This is a genomic window from Cupriavidus sp. YAF13, from assembly GCF_052113425.1.
In the GTDB taxonomy this organism is placed as follows: domain Bacteria; phylum Pseudomonadota; class Gammaproteobacteria; order Burkholderiales; family Burkholderiaceae; genus Cupriavidus.
Map to the genome: position 1 here is coordinate 294,828 of NZ_JBFRDD010000002.1, position 20,042 is coordinate 314,869.

Sequence of the window (20,042 nt, forward strand, 5' to 3'; positions counted from 1 at the left end):
CGATCATCCATTGCACAGCGTGCCGATTCACACTGTGCTGACCGGTCCCGGCGTTGTTGGCTTACCTGAACATCGTCCACGCGCCACCAAGGAGACCCCATGCCGGACAACGCAAGCTGTGCCCACGCGGCCACGGCTGACTTTCATCGCCTGCTGGCGCGCGAGCTGCCCGAGCACGACGAGCAGGACTGGGAAGACGCGCAGCGCGGCTTTGTCGGCACCATCCCCAATGCCAAGGTGGCGCGCGCCAACGGCCACGGCGTGTGGAACCTGGAGGCCTACGGCTTCCTGGACGCCGCCGAGGCGCCGGATACCGTCAACCCCAGCCTGTGGCGGCAGGCGCGCCTGAACCGCATCCACGGCCTGTTCCAGGTCACGCCGCGCATCTTCCAGGTGCGCGGGTTCGATATCGCCAATATCACCTTTATCGAAAGCGACACCGGCGTGATCGCGCTGGACGCGCTGACCTGCCCGGAGACCGCCGCGGCGGCGCTCGCGCTGTACCGGGCGCATCGCGGCAACCGCACGCTGCACACCGTGATCTACAGCCACAGCCACGCCGACCACTTTGGCGGCGTGGCGGGGCTGGTGGAAGAGGCCGACGTGCGCGCCGGGCGGGTCCAGGTGATCGCGCCCTCCGGCTTCATGCACCACGCCATCGCCGAGAACGTGATCGGCGGCGTGGCCATGGCGCGCCGCGCGCAGTTCCAGTTTGGCCATACGCTGGCCAAGGGGCCGGCGGCGCAGGTGGATGCTGGCCTGGGCAAGACGCTGCCAATGGGCCGCTCCACGCTGATCGCGCCAACGCGGTCGATCGAGGCCGAGCACGAGATCCACGTGATCGACGGGGTGGAGATCGAGTTCCAGCTCACGCCTGAGACCGAGGCGCCCTCCGAGATGCACCTCTTCATCCCGTCCGAGGGCGCGCTCAACCTGGCCGAGAACGCTACCCACAATCTGCACAACCTGTGCCCGCTGCGGGGCGCCAAGGTGCGCGACGCGCTGGCGTGGTCCAAGTACCTGCACCGCGCGCTGCGCCGCTACGGCCCGCGTACCGAGGTGGTGCTGGCCCAGCACCACTGGCCGACCTGGGGCGCGGAGCGCGCCCGGCGCTTCCTGTCCGAGCAGCGCGACCTGTACCGCGTGCTGCACGACCAGACCGTGCGGCTGATGAGCCATGGCCTGAAAGCCGGCGAGATCGCCGAAGGGCTGCAACTGCCGGAGGCGCTGGCCAGGCGCTGGCACACACGCGGCTATTACGGCACCGTGTCGCACAACGTCAAGGCGATCGTGCAGCACTACCTGAGCTGGTACGACGCGCACCCGGCCAACCTGCATGCGCTGCCGCCGGTGGCCGCCGCGCGCAAGCACCTGGAATACATGGGTGGCATCGACGCCGTGATGGCCAAGGCCCGCGCCGATTACGAGCGCGGCGAGTTCCGCTGGGTGGCCGAGGTGCTCAAGCATGCGGTCTACGCGCATCCCGCGCATGCCGAGGCGCGCGAGCTGGCGGCCCGCGCGCTGGAGCAGATGGGCTTCCAGGCCGAGTCGGCGACGTGGCGCAATGCCTACCTGCTGGCCGCGCGCGAGTATCGCGAAGGGCCACCGCAGGCCAATCCGCAGGGGCCGCCGGCCAACGCGCTGATGGGCGCGATGAGCAACGAGCTGTTGTTCGACGCGCTGGCGGTGCGCATCCACGGTCAGCGCGCGCAGGGCATGGCGTGCCAGATCGGCTGGCAGTTCACCGACAGCGGCGAGCATTGGCTGAGCACGCTGTCCAACTGCGCGCTGAGCAGCCTGCTGGTGGACGCGGCTGATGTGGCGGACACGGCGGACGTGGTCATCGTGACCCGCCGCGACACGCTCGACGCCGTCCTGGCCCGGCGCTGGACGGCGGCCGAGGCTGTGGCGCAAGGCCGGCTCACGCTGCGCGGCGATGTGTCGCTGCTGCCGCGCTTCATGGGCTTGCTGGACCAGTTCAGCGGCAGCTTCCCGGTGGTGGACGCGGCGCCCTGGCCGGACCGCTGAGCCGGCCACGGCCTCGCCGTCGGCGAGTCGCAGCCGTTCCGGCTGGCGGTGCAAGGTCACGGCAAGGCCACGGTGGCGCTGGAGCCACAGCACGCGCTGGATGGCAACGCGGTGGCGTGGGCTGGGATGGGGCGGCAGCGGGCAGTAGCGGGTAGCAGGGTGGATTGGGGTGGGGGAGGATCATGTGATTTTCCAGGCGCAATTAGCCCGGATGTCGCCTGGCCCGCGTGATGGCTGCGGAGCTTGTCCGGGCCGCTGCCGCCTTTGTCCGTCAAGCCACCTCTGCTGCAACGCGGGAAACCCCCCTCGACAAGGTATAATCCTGGTTTCCCGCCAGCACGGCGCCCCAACCAGCGGCGCCGGCCGGTAGCAGCCCCTACCTCCTGCCCTCCCGACCGCTCAGACCATGGCGCATTTCTCGTGCTTCCCCGGTGCATTGGCGCTTTCCGCCTTTCGCCAGCAACGCCTGCTCACCGCCCTCAAGCAGATCGACGCCGACATCGAGTCGGTGCACGGCCAGTTCCTGCATTTTGTCGACACCGACGTGCCGCTGTCGCAAGACGACAGCGCCCGCATCGGCGCGCTGTTGACCTATGGCGCGCCGTTCGAGGCACAAACCGACGGTGATCGCTTTGTGGTGATTCCGCGCTTCGGCACCATCTCGCCGTGGGCCAGCAAGGCGACCGACATCGCGCATAACTGCGGCTTCGAGCATGTGCACCGCATCGAGCGCGGCATCGAGATCACAGTGATCTGCAAGAAGGGCCTGCTGCGCGGGCGCAAGACGCTGGATGCCGGCACGCGCGCCGCGGTGGCCGCCCACCTGTTCGACCGCATGACCGAAAGCGTGGTGGCTTCGCGTGAAGACGCCGCCGGCCTGTTCCAGGAACTGCCGGCCAAGCCGCTGCGCTTCATCGACATCTCCGGTGGCCGCGCCGCGCTGGCGCAAGCCAATACCGAAATGGGCCTGGCCCTGTCGGAAGACGAGATCGACTACCTGGTCGACGCCTACGCCAAGCTGGAACGCAACCCGACCGACGTCGAGCTGATGATGTTCGCGCAGGCCAACAGCGAGCACTGCCGCCACAAGATCTTCAACGCCACCTGGACCATCGACGGCGTGCAGCAGGACAAATCCCTGTTCGCCATGATCCGCAATACCCACCAGCTCAACCCGCAAGGGTCGATCGTGGCGTACTCGGACAACTCCGCGGTGATGGAAGGCGATGTGGCCGAGCGCTGGTTCCCGCGCGGCACCGGGCAGAAGTACGGCCGCCATGAGGCGCTGACCCACACGCTGATGAAGGTGGAGACGCACAACCACCCGACCGCCATCTCGCCGTTCCCCGGGGCCTCCACCGGCGCCGGCGGTGAAATCCGCGACGAAGGCGCCACCGGCCGTGGCGGCAAGCCCAAGGCTGGCCTGACCGGCTTCACGGTCTCCAACCTGATGCTGCCCGACGCCGTGGAAGGCTGGGAAAACGCGCGCGACGCCGCCCAGCCGGTGGCGCACCGCAACCCGGACGACAAGGTGAGCGTGACCGGCAAGCCGGACCGTATCGCCTCGCCGCTGCAAATCATGACCGAAGGCCCGCTCGGCGGCGCCGCGTTCAACAATGAATTCGGCCGTGCCATTCTGGGCGGTTACTTCCGCGTCTACGAGCAAAATGTCGGCGGCACCGTGCGCGGCTACCACAAGCCGATCATGATCGCCGGCGGCATCGGCAACATCGACGCCGGCCACACGCACAAGAAGGCGCTGCCGGCCGGCTCGCTGCTGATCCAGCTGGGCGGCCCGGGCATGCGCATCGGCATGGGCGGCAGCGCCGCCAGCTCGATGGCGACCGGCACCAATACAGCCGACCTGGACTTCGATTCGGTCCAGCGCGGCAACCCGGAAATGGAGCGGCGCGCGCAGGAAGTCATCAACGCCTGCTGGCAGCTCGGCGACGACAATCCCATCCTGTCGATCCACGACGTGGGCGCGGGCGGCATCTCCAATGCCTTCCCCGAGCTGGTGGACGGCGCGGGCCGCGGCGCGCGCTTCGACCTGCGCCAGGTGCACCTGGAAGAGTCGGGCATGAGCCCGGCCGAGATCTGGTGCAACGAGTCGCAGGAACGCTATGTGATGGCGGTGGCGCCGGAGTCCTTCCCGCTGTTCCAGACCATGTGCCAGCGCGAGCGTTCGCCGTTTGCCGTGGTGGGCATCGCCACCGAAGAGCAGCAGCTGCAACTGGTCGACGCGCATGTCGACGCGGCGCTCAAGGAACACTATGCCGTGAACATGCCGATGGACGTGCTGCTGGGCAAGCCGCCGCGCATGCACCGCGACGTCAAGCACGTCGAGCAAAGCCTGCCCCCGGTGGACGTGACCGGCATCGCGCTGGACAAGGCCGTGCGCGACGTGCTGCGCCACCCGACGGTGGCCAGCAAGTCGTTCCTGATCACCATCGGCGACCGCACGGTTGGCGGCATGAACGCGCGCGACCAGATGGTCGGCCCCTGGCAGGTGCCGGTGGCCGACGTGGCCGTGACCACGCTCGACTACAAGGGCCGCGCCGGCGAAGCCATGACCATGGGCGAGCGCACGCCGCTGGCCGTGATCAACGCCCCCGCCTCGGGCCGCATGGCCATCGGCGAGGCGCTGACCAACCTGGCCGCCGCGCCGGTCAAGGACCTGGGCAAGGTCAAGCTGTCCGCCAACTGGATGGCCGCCTGCGGCGTGGACGGCGAAGACGCCAAGCTGTACGACACCGTGCACGCGGTCGGCATGGAACTGTGCCCGGCGCTGGGCATCAGCATCCCGGTGGGCAAGGATTCGCTGTCCATGCGCACCAAGTGGCAGGACGACGGCGTCGACAAGGAAGTGGTCGCGCCGGTCTCGCTGATCATCTCGGCGTTTGCCGCCGTGGATGACACCGACCGCACCCTGACCCCGCAACTGCGCACCGATGCGGGCGACAGCGTGCTGATCGCCATCGACCTCGGCCGTGGCAAGAACCGTCTCGGCGGCAGCATCCTGGCGCAGGTGACGCAGCAGGTTGGCGACACCACGCCGGACGTGGACAGCGCCGAAGACCTGAAGAATTTCTTCAACGTGATCCAGCGCCTGAACCGCGACGGCAAGCTGCTGGCTTACCACGACCGTTCCGACGGTGGCTTCATGGCAGCGCTGGCCGAGATGGCCTTTGCCGGCCATTGCGGCCTGTCGCTCAACGTCGACATGCTGGCGCTGGACCCCGTGCAGGAACAGGACTTCGGCGACGCCAAGAACTGGGCGCAGCAAATCTCCGGCCGCCGCGACGAGCAGACCCTGCGCGCGCTGTTCTCGGAAGAACTCGGCGCGGTGATCCAGGTACGCCAGGAAGAGCGTGACGCCGTGTTCGCCGTGCTGCGCGAAGTTGGCCTGTCGGCCTGCAGCCACGTGGTGGGCAAGCCCAATGCCACCGACCAGATCGAGATCTACCGCGATGCCAAGAAGGTATTCGGCGCCGCGCGCAGCGAGCTGCAGCGCACCTGGAGCGAAGTCAGCTGGCGCATCGCGCGCCTGCGCGACAACCCGGCTTGCGCCGACAGCGAATACGATCGCGTGCTCGACGCGGCGGACCCGGGCATCTCGCCGGTGCTGACCTTCGATCCGGCGCAAGACATCGCCGCACCGTTCGTGGCCACCGGCGCGCGTCCGCGCGTGGCGATCCTGCGCGAGCAGGGCGTCAACTCGCAGATCGAAATGGCGTACAGCATGGACCGCGCCGGCTTCGACACGCACGACGTCCACATGAGCGACCTGATCGCCGGGCGCGCCAACCTGGCCGACTTCTCCGGCTTCGTCGCTTGCGGCGGCTTCAGCTACGGCGACGTGCTGGGTGCCGGCGAAGGCTGGGCCAAGACCATCTTGTTCAACGCGCAGATGGCCGAGCAGTTCGCGGCGTTCTTCAACCGCCAGGACACCTTCGCGCTGGGCGTGTGCAACGGCTGCCAGATGATGAGCAACCTCGCCCCGATCATCCCCGGCGCGGGCGCATGGCCCAAGTTCACCCGCAACCAGTCGGAACAGTACGAAGCGCGCTACGTCACCGTGGAAGTGCAATCCTCGCCGTCGATCTTCTTCGCCGGTATGGAAGGCAGCCGCATCCCCATCGTGGTGGCGCACGGCGAAGGCTTCGCCGACTTCTCGCAGCAAGGCGACAAGAGCCAGGCCCAGGTGGCGCTGCGTTTCGTGGACAACCACGGCGCGCCGACGCAAACCTACCCGCTGAACCCGAACGGCTCGCCGGACGGCATTACCTCGGTGACCACCACCGATGGCCGCTTCACCGTGCTGATGCCGCACCCGGAGCGCGTGTTCCGCACCGCCACCATGAGCTGGGCGCCGGACGCCTGGAAGCAGGTGGAAGACGGCGGCAGCCCGTGGATGCGCATGTTCCGCAACGCGCGCAAGTGGGTGGGTTGAACGGCCTGCTGTTCTTCGCGCTGTAGAAAGGAAAAGCCCGCTTCGCGCGGGCTTTTCCTTTTGTCGATGCGGGATTCACTGAGCGGGTTGGCTGCCTCAGATAAGTGCTGAAAAATGCCCAACCAAGGCCTTCGGTTTGGACGGGCCATCTTTAATCGCTATGATTCACTGTGATTCAACCCGCATCGAGAAGGACTACATATGGCACAGACCGAAACCAAGGTGCTGACCGTTCATGTGCCGTTGCCACTGGCCGAGAAGGTCGATCAGTTTGCGACCCGCCTGGAGCGCTCGCGCGGCTGGATCATGAAGCAGGCCCTATCTGCCTGGATCGATCAGGAGGAAGAGCGCAGCCGGCTGACACGTGAGGCTTTGGCTGACGTGGACGCAGGTCGCGTGATCGATCATCAGGCCGTTCAGGCTTGGGCCGATGGTCTCGGCACGGACACGCCCCCGCCGGTCTCGCGCTGATGCTGATGGACCTTAAGTGGACCGTTATACAGAAGTCATGAGTCCTCCCGCAGCGCCTGAATCATGAACGCGGCATCCATTGTTCGCTGGAGGCCGATCCAGATCGTTTTGGCGCCGGGCTCGCCATCACTCTTGCGCCCAAGGAACCCGCCCAGAGAAGCGACCAAGCGGATCATCTGATTGAGCGTAACCGGTGTCTTTGGACGGGCCTTTTTCGCGAGCACATATGCCCCTCGTATCTCGTCAGCGTCGAAGAACAGCGATGCGTCCAACTCAGGGCAGGTTCTGCCCAACCGCATCAGCCTGGCAATGCGCCATGCCACAACCATGTACAACACCAAGGCCCGCTCCACACGCTCCATTTGCGATAGTTGCAGCGCCTCGACCTTGCATCCAGTCTTCAGGACGTGGAAGAACATCTCGATCTCCCATCGGGCTCGATACCAATCAATTAACTCGACAATGGCGTCCGTGTTCTGCGCCTCGCGATTGGTCAGCAGTCGCCACACCACAGGTGTGACGCCCGCCGGCGCACCGATCTCGTGGGCCGCCACACATGTAACCGAGCCCGCCTGACCCGGCAGCTTCACACGTTGTGCGCGTAGTTCCTGCTTAACCTCGCGCGCCTTCTGGCAGCAGAATGCCATCGTGCCGGAAGTCCGCGCTATCGCGGATGACCCAAAGACAAGCAGCACCACGAGGGACATTGCTTATAGCTTTCTGCGAAAGGTGCCTACGCTGGAATCAGCTCTTTTGTTGGCGCACGGGCTGGGAGAGGGCGGTAGAGACAACAGCGTATTCGGCCTGATCGAAAACCCCCGTGCCGAGGTCTACCCGATTCTCAGCACATGATCGTGAAACCAAAGTAGGCGCGGAGCGTCGGGGTCAAGGTACGTGCGCTCTGCGAGTAATTCATCGCTACGCGCAGCATAAAGGCGAAACAAAGTGCCGTACTCACGCGCCAAATAGCAGGTTTCACCGATGTAGTCGCCAGAATCCTCCCGCTGGCATTCGTGCGCAGTTGATCCGTCTCTAACATCCAAGCTATAGAGAACAAGAAATACAGCAGCGGCGGCGAGCGCCGCCAGCCGAATCGCCGAACGGAGCCGAAGTTCGGCTTTGCGAGGTTCGGCTTTGATTTTGGTGCCTATTTTCATGGATCGAACTCCACAACAGGCGGATCTTGACGGGCGCGTTCAGCCATTCGCGAAACGCCAGAAGCGTCTTTCGATGCGCGATGTCGGCGGGTGCACAGGCGCCTTCGGTTTTGGCGGTGTGGGCGGCGATGGGGCGGTTGCGGAGGAGGGTGGCAGGGTGTCCCGTAGGAAGTTAGAACGCTTCCACATCCTCGATGGTGCAGCATGCCTGCTCGCGCCGGAGTACCCACAGTGTGCTGAATGAACCGAACGGTAGCCGCTTTTCTGATCGTTTCATAGCCACCCTCATCGCCAAACTTCTCATCGAATTTCATACTTGTCCGATTGCGGCATAGCGTTTCTCGCTGCAGGATACCGTCCTGGTATTTGTGAAAATCACTTGCGGATCGGTGCGCCAGCACTGGCGCAAGGTACATCAGGTTCAAGCCTCATGGCCTTGCGGATCATGCAACTTCACCTGGAGCGGAGCGTTCTGGATTCAATTCCGGAATAGTCTCATAGACACCCCGTTTCCAAGTCGATAGGTTTGTGAAGCTAAATTCATCGGAGTAGCGGATTTTTTTCGGGAGCCCAAGTCACGTAAGGTGGCCGGGGTTTTTTCGCGTTGCGTCAGGAATGCTCCGAGGGCGCCTGACATCACGGAGCTTACTTGCATGGGTACCGAAGACCATACACGTGCACAGCGGCGACCATGCGGCGCTGACCACCGGCAAGCATTTGTCTATCTCTGCGGGTCACAGCATTGTCGGCAGCGCGGCCAAAGGAGTCTCGCTGTGCGGCCATACCGAAGACGTGAAGCTGATCGCCCGCAAGGGCAAAGTCGCGGTGCAGGCGCAAGACAACGAAATGGACGTCGTGGCGCGCAACACCCTGAAGGTCACCAGCACCGAAGGCAGGATCGAAGTCACCGCCGCCAAGGAGATTGTGTTCAACGTTGGAGGCACTTACTACCGCATGACGCCCAGCGGCATCGAGAGCGGCACCAGTGGCGCATGGACGGTTCACGCGGGCAGCAAGCAATTGACCGGCCCGAAGACTGCCAGCGTGCCGATGCCGAGGTTCGGCAAGGGTTACGAAGGCTTCTACAAGCTGCATTGGGATGGCAATGACCACATTGCACCGTACCAGCCCTACCGCATTACGCGCGCCGATGGCAGCCTCATCGAAGGCGTGACCAATGCCGAGGGCGAGACCGCGCCCAAGCTGGCCGAGTTTGGCGAAACCGTGAAAATCGAAATCCTGTAAGAACACCCATGGCAACACATCCCGCACGTTCTCAGCAGAAGACCCCTGCGGCACCCCCCAACCCCAACCCCGAGCTGACCCTCAAGCCGGGCGGCGCGGTGTGCAAGGTGGTTTTACCGCTGCGCCCATTACGTATCTATTTCCAACTGTTTCCGGGTATCTCCCGCACTGAGGCCGAGCGCGGGTTGGCTGGCCTGCGCTACAAGCTGCGCATCCCAGGGCAACCAGACGCAGAGGGCACGACCGAGGCCAACGGTCAGATTCCGCTGCCGGGCCTGCAACCGGGCCTGACCGGCGAGCTGGAGATCCTTGGTACCCAAATCCAATTGACCGCGCGTGACTACAGCGACGACGAGAAAACCAATGGCACGACGCAAATGGGTGTTCAGGGCGCCAAGCGCCGCCTGATGGTGCTGGGCTACTACGACAAGCCCTACTGGCCCGTACGTCCCGGCCAAGTTGCCGTGTTGCAGACACCCGATGACAAGCTGGACCACATCGAGATCGAGGATGCCATCCTGCGCTTTCAGGTGGACAGCGGCTTTGAACCCAACGGTGAGATTGAGCGACACGAACTCGCCGGTAACAAGGTCGATCCGTCGCAGGCGTATGGTTTCCACCGCGACCTCGCTGGCTCGAACGTCAAGCAGTTTCATCCCGGCTTCATCGCAAAGCTGGCCGCGGGCGGCGGCAGTGCGCCGCCAGGCACCATGGAGCCGTGCACCGTGCCGCCCCCGCCACAACCGAAAGGCAAAGGCGTAGCGGCGCCTGCCAAGCCGGGGCCGTCGCCGAAGCCGTTGGCACGCGAAATCTACGATGGCCACCGCTTCGTGCCGGTGCGTTTCGTGCGGTACAACGAATCGACCACCTTTCACTCGGGCAGGCCCGAACTGGACGAGCGCGGCTACCTGGAGCATGACGGGCCAATCGTGAGCCTGATGGCTGGACAGAGAGTTGACCTGTTGCTGCTGCGACTGCATGTCGGGGCAAGCGTGCCGCTGAGCTTCGTCAGCACGGATGAAAGCACGGTCAAGATCAGTCAAGTGACGGGTGACCTGATCGAGTTGACGGGAATCGCTGGTCAGCGCGACAAAGCGAAAGGAACGACGGCCGCAATTGAAGTGCGTTATGGCGGTGCCAGTGGGCCGCTACTGCACACCTTGGCTGTGCAGGTCTACGAGCCCATTGAGGTAGCCGTGGCAGTGCATTTCGTATCCATTGGACAAGCCGGTAAGCCAGAGATTCCACGGGTTCCTCCGTCCCTGCAGCGTCCAAAGCTTGAACCAATCTTCGACAAGATCAACGATATCTGGCGTGCGGCGGGGGTTCGCTTCCAAGTCACACAATGGCTGAATGACACCATCGATCTGACGCAGGCAGGGGCGATGACGGTCAAGGCCCCTATCAACGAATTTCCGGTGGTGACCGAGCTGAATCGCAAGGCGGAACACCTGAACATGTATGTGGTCGAGTCCATGATCGGTGGCGGCATCGGCTGGGGGCTGTGCAACACCGCGTTGGTGGCCGCCGAGCAGATGCATGGCAGTCAACCGTCCACGCAAGATCAGCTTGTCCAGACCTTTGCCCACGAGATCGGGCACTTCCTTGGCCTCTGGCATCCTGCGACGCATAACCCCAAGGGGGACGATGTTCACGTCCAGATTGACGGAAAGGACGAGCATCACAACCTGGAGGACTTCTGGTCCCGTCGGATGCTGATGTACGTCTATACCGGGTTGAACGGCACCGATCCGCTGGACGCCAATACCCGGCAACGCGGCAGGCAATACGACGTTGGCAATGGCTGGTATGTCGGCGGCAAGATGCTGTGCTGCAAGACGGTACCGAAAATCGTGTCCTCGTCGAGATATTCCGAAATTGTCACGGCGCGCGGGATTGCTCTGCTCAATAAACATGAATCGTCAACGGAGAAGAAAACAGCATGGGCACCACCGTCCGACAACGCTGGGCAAGGCGTCTTTGCCTGAGCCTGTTGCTTGGCAGCACCATTGCATTGCCACAAACATGGGCTGCGCAAGATCTCGCCATTCCGGAGCTACCGAATATGCCTCGCCTCGCACAATTGATGAACCAACATATCAGCCAAAATCGGTGGGATGATTGGGATGACGTCCATGCCTACGTCCGTCAGCAGCAGAACGCCATCGTGCCGGAAGTCCAAGCCATTGTGAGCGATCCGAGGACAAGCAGTACCGCGATGAGAATTGCCTATGGCTTTCTGCGGAAGGTTCCCACGCTCGAATCGGCGACGCTATTGGCGCAGGGCTTTAGTAAAGGGGGTGGTCAGGCAAGCGTGGTTGGCTTGATCGAAAACCCCCGTGCCGAGGTTTACCCAATTCTGAAGGGGCAGTTGCGACCACCAGCAAGAGAAGACGACAAGGATCTCCTGCTCACCATGGCGCAGATCCCCGTATCAGCGGAGCAGCGCGTCGCCGACCTGAAGCCTTATGTGGGAGCAAAGGACTATGGAGTGCGGGTCGGCGCGGTCTTCGGCCTCGCGCTGCTGGACGACCCCGGCAGTATGGAACTGATGACGCGTGCGCTGAGTGCGGGTGACCGTGACGGGAAAATGGACCCGCTCATGATCTTCTATCAGTTCCGCGCATGGCGCACGCCGAAATTTGTGCCGGCGCTGATTCCCGTGCTGAACGACCCGATGGAAATCAAGGATATCGGATTGCGCCGCTACAACGCGGATGGCAGCGAATCGGCCATGACACCCGAAGAACTGCGCTATCTACGCGCCCGCGACTACGCGCTGAACATCATCGTCAAGACGCTGAAAATGGACGTGCCGTTCAAGATCGAGGATAACGTGACTTACTCCAAGGAGCAGCGCGAACTGGTCAAGCAAAAGCTGCGCGACCTGGGCTACACGGTGACCGATGAACCCTATCCGGTCACGGACGGAGTGTAAGCAGGATGACGGTCAAGGCTTCGCGGTGACCGGGCTGAATCGCAAGGCGGGACACCTGAACATGTACGTGGTCGAGTCCATGATCGGTGGCGGCTCGGCTGGGGGCTTTGCAATACGGCCCTGGTGGCCGCGGAGCAGATGCATGGCGGCTATACCTTAAGTGGACCAGTCGGGATTCGACAATCTACGTGCTGCGGGTGTGGCACACCCGAGAGGATCGCTAAGACGACTTGCCTCAAGCCACCCGCCGTGTACTCCAGGCCTGATAAACGTAATACAACGGCCGCTGCGGATCCGATTGCGTGGCCGATGCCGGCGCCGCGCCGCGGATCTGCATGGTGACCAGCACCATGCGGGCGGCTTTCACGGGCGAGTAGCGGTCGCGCAGCGGCAGCATGGGCAGCACGGCACGCCATTCCGGGGGCAGGCCATCGTGGCTGAAGGTGCCGAGCGCGCAGTAGCCCCATCCTTCGGATGTGAGGTGCCAGAGTTGCCGGTAGGGGCTGCTGCCTGATGCCGCTGATGCCACTGAAGCCATGGTCTCCCTCGTTCGCGTGCCGGTGCCCGCGGCGGGAGATCAGGCGGGCTTGCGCTATCCAGGCTGCGTGCCGGCCGGGTGGCGGCAGCGCGCATGGCCTTGATATTACCCATGTGTGGCGGCGGTGGGAATGCTCCGCGCGCTTTGCGGGTGCGGCAGCGCGCACACCACACACCGTGTTTGGTGCCCGGCATACAGTGCATCACCCAGAGTTCGTCACTTGCCGGCGGCGGTGCTTTCTTGTCCTACAGCCCGCTGAACCCGTTATACCCCTGGTCTTCCCAATAGCCGCCCGGATTCTCGTTGGTCACGAAGAGCGCGGCGATATGCTTGGGGTTCTTGAAGCCGAGCTTGGTCGGCACCCGCAGCTTGAGCGGGTAGCCATACCGGGCGGGCAGCGGCTCGCTGCCAAAATCCAGCGCCAGCATGGTCTGCGGGTGCAGCGCGGTTTCCATGTCGAGGCTGGAGTAATAGCGGTCCGCGCATTTGAAGCCGATATAGCGGGCGGTGGTGTCCGCGCCGATGCGTTCCAGGAAGGTGCGCAGCGCAACGCCGCGCCATTCGCCGATCGCGCTCCAGCCTTCGATGCAGATATGCCGCGTGATCTGCCCCGCCTGCGGCAGCGCGCGCAGTTGCGCCAGGCTCCACGTGCGCTTGTCGGCGACCAGCCCGGAGACTTCGAGGCGGTAGCCGGCAGCATCGACCTCCGGCACGTCGTACTCAGGATAGAAGGCGTTGAACGGGAAGGGCTGCGTGATCTGGCTGCGCGCGTAGGTGGGCGCGAGCCGGTTGCGGTTGAACAGCCAGGCCTGAACGCGATCGTTCCAGCGCGACATTGACCACAGCACCTTGTCCACGGCGTCGCCATCCTGCAAGGTGCAGCCCGCCAGCATGGACAGCGCGCCTAGCGACAGCGAGGAGCGCAATAGCAGGCGCCGCTGGAGCTGCACGAGCTGGGGCTTGAAATCAGTCGCGCATGGCGGCTCCGAAGCCGGCATGCCGATCCGCTTGCCATCGTTGGGGGCGCTCATGCTTTGACATCTCCATGGCCAGCGCGCCCGGCGCGTCCGGTCAACATTGGCAACAAGGTGGCCGGCACCAGGATGACCAGCGCCAGGTGAATCACCACAAAGCCCGCGATCCCCGCCATGGCAAAGAAATGCACATGGCGCGCCGTGTCGAACCCGCCAAACAGCGTCGCCAGCCAGTCCAGCTGCACGGGCTTCCAGATGGCCAGCCCGGATGCCACCACCAGCACGCCCAGCAGCAGCACCGCCACATACATCAGCCTCTGCACCGCGTTGTAGGCGCCGGGCCGGTGCGGCAGGCGCAGCCGGATGGCGAGCGACGCGTCACGCAGGACGCCACGCGCGCTCAGCGGCAGGAAATGGCGCCGGAAATGCCGCGTGGCGAGGCCATAGGCCAGGTAGACCAGGCCATTGGCGGCCAGCAGCCACATGGCCGCGAAATGCCATGCGATCGAGCCGCCCAGCCAGCCGCCCACCGTCGCCCAGGCCGGAAATTTGAAGGGAAACAGCGGCGAGGCGTTATAGATTGCCCAACCGCTCATCACCATGCAGGCCATGGCGAAAGCGTTGACCCAGTGCGTGGCGCGCACGACCAGCGGATGGACGATGGCGCGCCGCGCGGGTGCGGAGGAGGGGAGCTTGCGCATGAGGGGGAGCGTTGGCGGTACAGCAAGGAGCCAGGCCGGACAGCGCCGGCCCGGGCGGGTCTTACATCGGCGGCACGACGCCTTGCTTGCCGGCCGAGATAAAGCGCGCGGTCAGTCCGCCGTCGGCGCCTTTGCTGGCAAACAGCACGATATGCGCGCCGGGGACCAGCAAGGAGCGGTCGCTGGGCTCCAGGTTGACGATGGGCACGTCGTTGGGGATCACGATGCGCTTTTCGCCGTCGGGGTACTTCACGGTGATGGTGCGGCCGTTGCTGACCACCACGTTGCCTACGGTGCCGTTGGTCATGCTGCTGTTCTTGCCGAGGTCCCACGCACGGTGGCCTTCGCCGCTGCCGCGCATGCTGGGCGGGAACACGTGCACCTCGAGCGCCTTGAGCGAGCCATCCGCCTGCGGCACGGCGGCCGAGCCGATATAGCTGCCGGGCTTGATCTCATCGACCTTGGCCAGCGTCACCGCGCGCACCGCCGTGTCCTTGGTCAGGCCCACTTCCAGGTCCTGTCCCGACCGCGTGCGCACCTTCAGCGTGTCGCCGGCGAAGGCGGTCACGGTGCCGCGCACGCCGGTCGGCGTGGCGGCGGGAGCGGGCTGTGCCAGCACCGCGGGCGATGCGGCAAACATGGCGCCGGCGAGCAGCGCCGGGGCCACCAAGGTACGCGTCAACATGCTCGAAACGATCTTCATCCTGGAACTCCTGGTGCGTGGAAAGTGCTTCGTAGGTTAGGAGGATGGTCGGGTCGCTCGGATGACTTTTTGATGACCAAAATGTCATAAATCAGGGATCCGGCCACCGCTAGAATGGCGGCATACCCTTGAATGGCTTTGCGCATCATGAGCATCCTCGTCATCGAAGACGACCCCAAGACCGGCGATTACCTCAAGAAGGGTTTGCGCGAAAGCGGCTACGCCGTGGATCTCGCGCGCACCGGCACGGACGGCCTGCACATGGCGCTGGAGCATCCCTACGACCTCGTCGTGCTCGACGTGATGCTGCCGGGCATCGACGGCTGGGAAATCATGCGCACGCTGCGCGCGCGGCGCGACCTGCCGGTGATCTTCCTGACCGCGCGCGACCACGTCAACGACCGCATCCACGGGCTTGAGCTCGGCGCCGACGATTACCTGGTCAAGCCGTTCTCGTTCATCGAGCTGGTGCTGCGCATCCGCACGCTGCTGCGCCGCGGCGTGGTGCGCGAGGCGGAACTGTTCGAATTCGCCGACCTCAAGCTCGATGTCCTGCGCCGCAAGGTGACGCGCCAGGGCGTGGAGATCGTGCTGACCAACAAGGAATTCCTGCTGCTGCACCTGCTGGTCAAGCGCCAGGGCGAGGCGCTGTCGCGCACGCTGATCGCCGCCGAGGTGTGGGACATGAACTTCGACAGCGACACCAACGTCGTTGACGTGGCCATCAAGCGGCTGCGCGCCAAGGTCGACCAGCCCTTCGACAAGAAGCTCATCCATACCGTGCGCAGCATCGGCTATACCTTTGGCGAGGGCGCGTGAAAGCCTGGTCCTCGCGCTCACTGACCGCGCGCACCACGTTGTTGTTCGCCGCGATTGCCTGCGTGGTGATCGGCGCGCTGGGCGCGTATTTCTACCAGTCCGTCAAGACCTCGATGGAGGCTCGCGCCGATCTGCAGCTGATCGGGCGCGTGGCGCATTTCCGCCGGCTGGCCAGCGATGTGTACACCGTCGGCGAGCTCAAGGACCGGCCTTTGCTGTTCGAATCCATGCTCGGCGCCGAGCGCGACGTGCTGATTTTCCGCAAGCCGGGCGAGCCGCCGTTTATCCACGTCAACCCGGACAACCTGCCGGTGCCGGCAAAGCTCGAGGCGTCCGCGCCGGGCGACGGCGCCGGCCTGAGCGCGGCCAGCATCCTGCGCACCCGGCTGGACAACGGCGTGCCGGTGCACTGGGCGGCCGCGATGGCGCGCTCCAGCGAGGACGGCGGCGTGGTCGAGGTGATCGCCGCGCATCCGATGAGCAACGAAGTGCGGATGCTCGCCGCCTACCGCGACCGCGTGGTGCTGGCCGCGCTGGTCGGCATGCTGGCGGCGACCGCGCTCGCCTTTTTCGCTATCCGGCGTGGGCTCAAGCCGGTTGGCAGCATCGCCGCGCGTGCCGCCGAGATCAGCCCGGCCAGCCTGGCGGTGCGCCTGGATGAGCGGGATGCCCCCGCCGAGCTGCGTGGCCTCGTCGGCGCGTTCAACGCCATGCTGGACCGGCTGGCCGACGGTTACGAGCGCCTGTCCCAGTTCTCCGCCGACCTGGCCCACGAGATCCGCACGCCCGTGGGCGCGCTGATCGGCCAGACCCAGGTCACGCTGAGCCAGTCGCGCCGGCCGGAGGAATACCAGGACGTCCTCGAGTCCAACCTGGAGGAGCTGAACCGGCTTGGCCATATCGCCGAGAACATCCTGTTCCTGGCGCAGGCCGACCATGCCGGGCTGGTTATCGAGCGTGCCCCGGTGTCGCTGCCTGACGAGCTCAACAAGATCGCCGAGTATTTCGAAGGGCCGGCGGACGAGAAGGCGATGACATTCGAAGTGGAGGCGCTCGGCACGGTCTGGGCCAATCCGCTGCTGTGCCGGCGCGCCATCAACAACCTGGTGGTCAATGCCGTGCGCTACGGCACGCCGGGCAGCGTGGTGCGCCTGAGCAGTACCGAAGAGGCTGACGGCATTGTCGTTTCGGTGGAGAACCAGGGCGAGGCCATCCCGCAAGGCCAGCTCGACCGCCTGTTCGACCGCTTCTATCGCGGCGATGCCGCGCGCAGCCGGGTCGCCGAGTCCAACGGCCTCGGCCTGGCTATCGTGAAGGCCATCATGGTGCTGCACGGCGGTGGCGTGAAGGCCAGTTGCCCCGCGCCTGGGCTGGTGCGGTTTGCGCTGCGGTTCCCGCGGCAGCAAGGGCCGGCTTCCTGAGCTTGTGGTGGCTGGCGCCTGCCAGCCGTGCGCGCGGGGTCCCCGCGCGCTTTGTTGCCGTCTGGTTTTTAACGTTACAGCAGCGTATCCAGCAAATCCGGCCCAAACACCTCCCGGTGCACCCGTTCCGCCTTCACCCCACGCGCCTGCAGCGCCGCGCGCTGTGCCTGCATGAACGGCAGCGGCCCGCACAGGTAGAAGTCCGCATCCGCAAGATCTTCGTCGGCCAGAATCACATCGATATCCATGCGGCCGGGCAGGGCGGGTTGCGCCAGAAATTCCGCCGGCTCCTCGGATTCCAGGAAAAAGTGCGTGCGCAGCTTGGGCAGCTTGCGGGCGGCATGCTTGACGTCCTTCAGGTGCGCCACGTGCGAGGCCATGCGCGCGGCGTGGCCGAATACGACCTTGCGTGAAGGGTTGCGCTGCGCGACGGTGTTCAGCGCGCAGATCATGGGCGTGACGCCGACGCCGGCCGAGAGCAGCACGATGGGGGTGCTGGGCTCGATGCGCGGGACGAAGTCGCCGAAGGGCTGGCTGACCAGCAGCACGTCGCCTTCGCGGGCGTTCTCGTGCAGCCAGTTCGAGACCGCGCCGGCGGGCAGGTCCTCGCCATTGCCGCGGTCGCGCTTGACCGAGATGCGCCAGGTCTTGCCGTTGGGCGCGTCGGACAAACTGTACTGGCGTTGCTGGAAGGCGCCGGGGGTGAGTTCCACCACCACGGAGATGTACTGGCCGGGCAGGAAGTCTGCCAGCGTGGTGCCGCCCACGGCTTCGAGCGTGAAGGCGGTGATGTCGGCGCTTTGTTCTTCGCGCGCGACGATGCGCACGGGCTGGCGGTGATCGGGGCCGGTTTGCGCGCGCTCGTAGAGACGGGCTTCCGCGGCGATCAGTTCGGCGGCGAGCAGCCAGTAGGCTTCGTCCCAGGCGGCGACCAGCGCCGCGGTGGCGGCATCGCCAAGCACTTCGCCAATGGCGCCGAGCAGGTGGCGCGCGACGATGGCGTAGTGGCTGGGCTTGATGCCGACCGAGACGTGCTTGTGGACGATGCGGCTGACCACCGGTGCCAGGGCGCTGTTGTCGCCATAGTTGGCGGCATAGGCAAACACGGCGGAGGCGAGCGACTGCTGCTGCGAACCGTTGGCCTGGTTGCCCATGTTGAACAGGTTGGTCAGCTCGGGCCGATCGGCAAACATGTTGCGATAGAACGTCTGGGTAATGGCCAGGCCATGTTCGCGCAGCACGGGGACGCTAGCGTCGATCAGGGGTCTCGATTGTTCGGACAGCACGGCAACCTCCAAAGATGTGCATAAAATGCAACAAAAAAGAAAAATGACTCCGCACCGTGGTGCGGTGGCGCCGTACGGTCTGGGTGCGGTCTCGGTTCAGCCTGGACGCGGTCAGGTGGCGACGCCTTGGAACCGATTTTATTAAACATGCATTTGCAATGCAACATAAAATTTGCGGCAGCGCGCAAAGATGCATCTTTGGTCCATGTTAGACTGCGACGGCCGCCGCACTGAGGCGCAATGCCCGCCGGAGCGCCATCCTGGCTACCCCGTACATCATCGCCGCAAACCGGACTTTTCCATGAGACTGACCGACTACACCGATTACAGTCTGCGGACCCTGATCTATGTCGCGGTCCATCCGGGCGAGCTGGTCACCATCCAGCACATCGCGGATGCATTCGGCATTCCCAAGAACCACCTGATCAAGATCGTGCAAAAGCTCGGCCAGTCCGGCTTCCTGCATACGGTGCGCGGGCGCGCCGGCGGCATCGAGCTGGGCCGGCCGGCGTCGGAGATCAATGTGGGTGAGGTGATCCGGACCATGGAGTCGGATTTCAACCTGGTGGAGTGCTTCCAGGGCGACGACAACCACTGCATCATCACCCGCGTATGCGGCTTGCGCGGCGTGCTGTCCGCGGCGTTGCGGGCTTATTTCGAGGTGCTGGACGCGTATAGCTTGCAGGATCTGGTGGAGAAGCCTGCGGCGCTCACCCGGGCATTTGGCGACGGCGGCGCGGCCACCCTGACCGGCATCCCGGTCAAGAACGTGACGCGCAAGGCCAAGGCCTCCCAGGCGGCAGCCGAGGGCGCTGGCGAGCAGTAAGCCCGCGTTGCGCCGATCTCCCGGCTGGCGAAGTCGGCCCGGGTTCAGGCCGGCGTCTTGCGAAACGAGATGGCGAAACGGTTCCAGCTGTTGATCGTGGCAATCAGCAGGGTCAGGTCGACCAGCTCGGCGTCGCCGAAGTGGGCGCGAACCGCTTCCCAGACAGCGTCGGGCACATGATCCTGGGCGACCAGCGTGACGGCTTCCGTCCAGGCCAGCGCGGCGCGCTCGCGGTCAGTGAAGAAGGGCGTTTCGCGCCAGGCCGACAGGGTGGCCAGGCGGCGGTCATTCTCGCCGCCCTTGCGCGCATCGGTGGTGTGCAGGTCGATGCAATAGGCGCAGCCATTGATCTGCGAAGCGCGCAGGCGCACCAGCTCTACCAGCGGTTTTTCCAGGCCGCTCTTGCCGATGCGTTCTTCCAGGCCGAGCATGGCCTTGATGGCGGCGGGACTGGCTTTGTAGAAGTCGAGACGTTGTTCCAT

Annotated in this window: 16 protein-coding genes and 1 pseudogene; 9 read left to right on the forward strand and 8 right to left on the reverse strand. The window is 64.8% G+C overall.

Going from position 1 to position 20,042, the window contains the following annotated elements; all coding sequences use genetic code 11:
• The first annotated feature begins 99 nt into the window (after positions 1 to 99).
• The 3 genes from AB4061_RS03320 (at position 100) to AB4061_RS03330 (ending at position 6,952) form a co-directional block, all read left to right on the forward strand.
• The gene (locus tag AB4061_RS03320; protein ID WP_441630846.1) at positions 100 to 2,028 is read left to right on the forward strand and encodes an alkyl/aryl-sulfatase; all 1,929 of its coding nucleotides are present in this window, start codon (positions 100 to 102) and stop codon (positions 2,026 to 2,028) included.
• Positions 2,029 to 2,434: 406 nt separating this feature from the next.
• Positions 2,435 to 6,481: a phosphoribosylformylglycinamidine synthase gene (gene purL / locus AB4061_RS03325; protein WP_441630848.1), complete on the forward strand. Its 4,047-nt coding sequence runs from the start codon at positions 2,435 to 2,437 to the stop codon at positions 6,479 to 6,481.
• 201 nt (positions 6,482 to 6,682) lie between these two features.
• A complete protein-coding gene (locus AB4061_RS03330) occupies positions 6,683 to 6,952 on the forward strand; it encodes a CopG family ribbon-helix-helix protein (protein WP_441630850.1) in 270 nt (89 codons plus the stop codon).
• Positions 6,953 to 6,987: 35 nt separating this feature from the next.
• Here the strand turns inward: AB4061_RS03330 and AB4061_RS03335 are convergent.
• Both AB4061_RS03335 and AB4061_RS03340 read right to left on the reverse strand, forming a co-directional pair.
• Positions 6,988 to 7,584: pseudogene (locus AB4061_RS03335) on the reverse strand (IS4 family transposase); the annotation flags it as partial.
• Positions 7,585 to 7,782: 198 nt separating this feature from the next.
• Positions 7,783 to 8,109, reverse strand: coding sequence for a hypothetical protein (locus AB4061_RS03340; protein ID WP_441630852.1), 327 nt, complete (start codon positions 8,107 to 8,109; stop codon positions 7,783 to 7,785).
• 615 nt (positions 8,110 to 8,724) lie between these two features.
• On the opposite strand from AB4061_RS03340, the gene AB4061_RS03345 reads away from it, so the two are divergent.
• Genes AB4061_RS03345 through AB4061_RS03355 form a run of 3 tightly spaced genes read left to right on the forward strand, consistent with a single transcriptional unit; the run spans position 8,725 to position 12,292 of the window.
• Entirely contained in the window at positions 8,725 to 9,354 is a 630-nt protein-coding gene (locus tag AB4061_RS03345) for a DUF2345 domain-containing protein (protein ID WP_441630854.1), read from the forward strand.
• An 8-nt stretch (positions 9,355 to 9,362) separates the two neighbouring features.
• The gene (locus AB4061_RS03350; protein WP_441630856.1) at positions 9,363 to 11,342 is read left to right on the forward strand and encodes a zinc-dependent metalloprotease family protein; all 1,980 of its coding nucleotides are present in this window, start codon (positions 9,363 to 9,365) and stop codon (positions 11,340 to 11,342) included.
• The gene (locus AB4061_RS03355) at positions 11,297 to 12,292 is read left to right on the forward strand and encodes a hypothetical protein (RefSeq protein ID WP_441630858.1); all 996 of its coding nucleotides are present in this window, start codon (positions 11,297 to 11,299) and stop codon (positions 12,290 to 12,292) included. The genes AB4061_RS03350 and AB4061_RS03355 overlap by 46 nt, the downstream gene beginning before the upstream one ends.
• Positions 12,293 to 12,527: 235 nt before the next feature.
• Here AB4061_RS03355 and AB4061_RS03360 read toward each other — a convergent pair whose 3' ends face one another.
• The 4 genes from AB4061_RS03360 to AB4061_RS03375 all read right to left on the reverse strand — a co-directional run bounded on the left by AB4061_RS03360 (position 12,528) and on the right by AB4061_RS03375 (position 15,208).
• On the reverse strand, positions 12,528 to 12,830 hold the full coding sequence (locus AB4061_RS03360; protein ID WP_441630860.1) for a hypothetical protein: 303 nt from the start codon (positions 12,828 to 12,830) through the stop codon (positions 12,528 to 12,530).
• Positions 12,831 to 13,075: 245 nt separating this feature from the next.
• Positions 13,076 to 13,828 carry a molybdopterin-dependent oxidoreductase gene (locus tag AB4061_RS03365; protein WP_441630918.1) on the reverse strand — a complete coding sequence of 251 codons (753 nt, stop codon included), beginning with the start codon at positions 13,826 to 13,828 and terminating at the stop codon, positions 13,076 to 13,078.
• 29 nt (positions 13,829 to 13,857) lie between these two features.
• Entirely contained in the window at positions 13,858 to 14,505 is a 648-nt protein-coding gene (locus AB4061_RS03370; RefSeq protein ID WP_441630862.1) for a cytochrome b/b6 domain-containing protein, read from the reverse strand.
• Positions 14,506 to 14,566: 61 nt separating this feature from the next.
• Positions 14,567 to 15,208 (reverse strand): hypothetical protein, encoded by a 642-nt coding sequence (locus AB4061_RS03375; protein WP_441630864.1) that lies wholly within the window; start codon positions 15,206 to 15,208, stop codon positions 14,567 to 14,569.
• Between the two features lie 147 nt (positions 15,209 to 15,355).
• Between AB4061_RS03375 and AB4061_RS03380 the strand changes: the two genes are divergently transcribed.
• Both AB4061_RS03380 and AB4061_RS03385 read left to right on the forward strand, forming a co-directional pair.
• Positions 15,356 to 16,027, forward strand: coding sequence for a heavy metal response regulator transcription factor (locus AB4061_RS03380; protein WP_441630866.1), 672 nt, complete (start codon positions 15,356 to 15,358; stop codon positions 16,025 to 16,027).
• On the forward strand, positions 16,024 to 17,448 hold the full coding sequence (locus AB4061_RS03385; RefSeq protein ID WP_441630868.1) for a heavy metal sensor histidine kinase: 1,425 nt from the start codon (positions 16,024 to 16,026) through the stop codon (positions 17,446 to 17,448). Before AB4061_RS03380 ends, AB4061_RS03385 begins: the two co-directional genes overlap by 4 nt.
• A gap of 74 nt (positions 17,449 to 17,522) precedes the next feature.
• On the opposite strand, the gene AB4061_RS03390 is transcribed toward AB4061_RS03385, so the two are convergent.
• Positions 17,523 to 18,734, reverse strand: coding sequence for a globin domain-containing protein (locus AB4061_RS03390; protein ID WP_441630870.1), 1,212 nt, complete (start codon positions 18,732 to 18,734; stop codon positions 17,523 to 17,525).
• Positions 18,735 to 19,035: 301 nt separating this feature from the next.
• Between AB4061_RS03390 and AB4061_RS03395 the strand changes: the two genes are divergently transcribed.
• A complete protein-coding gene (locus AB4061_RS03395) occupies positions 19,036 to 19,560 on the forward strand; it encodes an RrF2 family transcriptional regulator (RefSeq protein ID WP_441630872.1) in 525 nt (174 codons plus the stop codon).
• 44 nt (positions 19,561 to 19,604) lie between these two features.
• On the opposite strand, the gene AB4061_RS03400 is transcribed toward AB4061_RS03395, so the two are convergent.
• On the reverse strand, positions 19,605 to 20,042 hold the full coding sequence (locus tag AB4061_RS03400; protein WP_441630874.1) for a carboxymuconolactone decarboxylase family protein: 438 nt from the start codon (positions 20,040 to 20,042) through the stop codon (positions 19,605 to 19,607).

Excerpts from the sequence above, each read along its gene's own strand:
- AB4061_RS03350 (WP_441630856.1), top strand. The coding sequence starts at position 9,363 with ATGGCAACACATCCCGCACGTTCTCAGCAGAAGACCCCTGCGGCACCC.
- AB4061_RS03360 (WP_441630860.1), bottom strand. The coding sequence starts at position 12,830 with ATGGCTTCAGTGGCATCAGCGGCATCAGGCAGCAGCCCCTACCGGCAA.
- AB4061_RS03400 (WP_441630874.1), bottom strand. The coding sequence starts at position 20,042 with ATGGAACAACGTCTCGACTTCTACAAAGCCAGTCCCGCCGCCATCAAG.
- AB4061_RS03345 (WP_441630854.1), top strand. The coding sequence starts at position 8,725 with ATGCTCCGAGGGCGCCTGACATCACGGAGCTTACTTGCATGGGTACCG.
- AB4061_RS03370 (WP_441630862.1), bottom strand. The coding sequence starts at position 14,505 with ATGCGCAAGCTCCCCTCCTCCGCACCCGCGCGGCGCGCCATCGTCCAT.
- AB4061_RS03365 (WP_441630918.1), bottom strand. The coding sequence starts at position 13,828 with ATGCCGGCTTCGGAGCCGCCATGCGCGACTGATTTCAAGCCCCAGCTC.
- purL (WP_441630848.1), top strand. The coding sequence starts at position 2,435 with ATGGCGCATTTCTCGTGCTTCCCCGGTGCATTGGCGCTTTCCGCCTTT.
- AB4061_RS03330 (WP_441630850.1), top strand. The coding sequence starts at position 6,683 with ATGGCACAGACCGAAACCAAGGTGCTGACCGTTCATGTGCCGTTGCCA.
- AB4061_RS03355 (WP_441630858.1), top strand. The coding sequence starts at position 11,297 with ATGGGCACCACCGTCCGACAACGCTGGGCAAGGCGTCTTTGCCTGAGC.
- AB4061_RS03375 (WP_441630864.1), bottom strand. The coding sequence starts at position 15,208 with ATGAAGATCGTTTCGAGCATGTTGACGCGTACCTTGGTGGCCCCGGCG.
- AB4061_RS03395 (WP_441630872.1), top strand. The coding sequence starts at position 19,036 with ATGAGACTGACCGACTACACCGATTACAGTCTGCGGACCCTGATCTAT.
- AB4061_RS03380 (WP_441630866.1), top strand. The coding sequence starts at position 15,356 with ATGAGCATCCTCGTCATCGAAGACGACCCCAAGACCGGCGATTACCTC.
- AB4061_RS03320 (WP_441630846.1), top strand. The coding sequence starts at position 100 with ATGCCGGACAACGCAAGCTGTGCCCACGCGGCCACGGCTGACTTTCAT.
- AB4061_RS03340 (WP_441630852.1), bottom strand. The coding sequence starts at position 8,109 with ATGAAAATAGGCACCAAAATCAAAGCCGAACCTCGCAAAGCCGAACTT.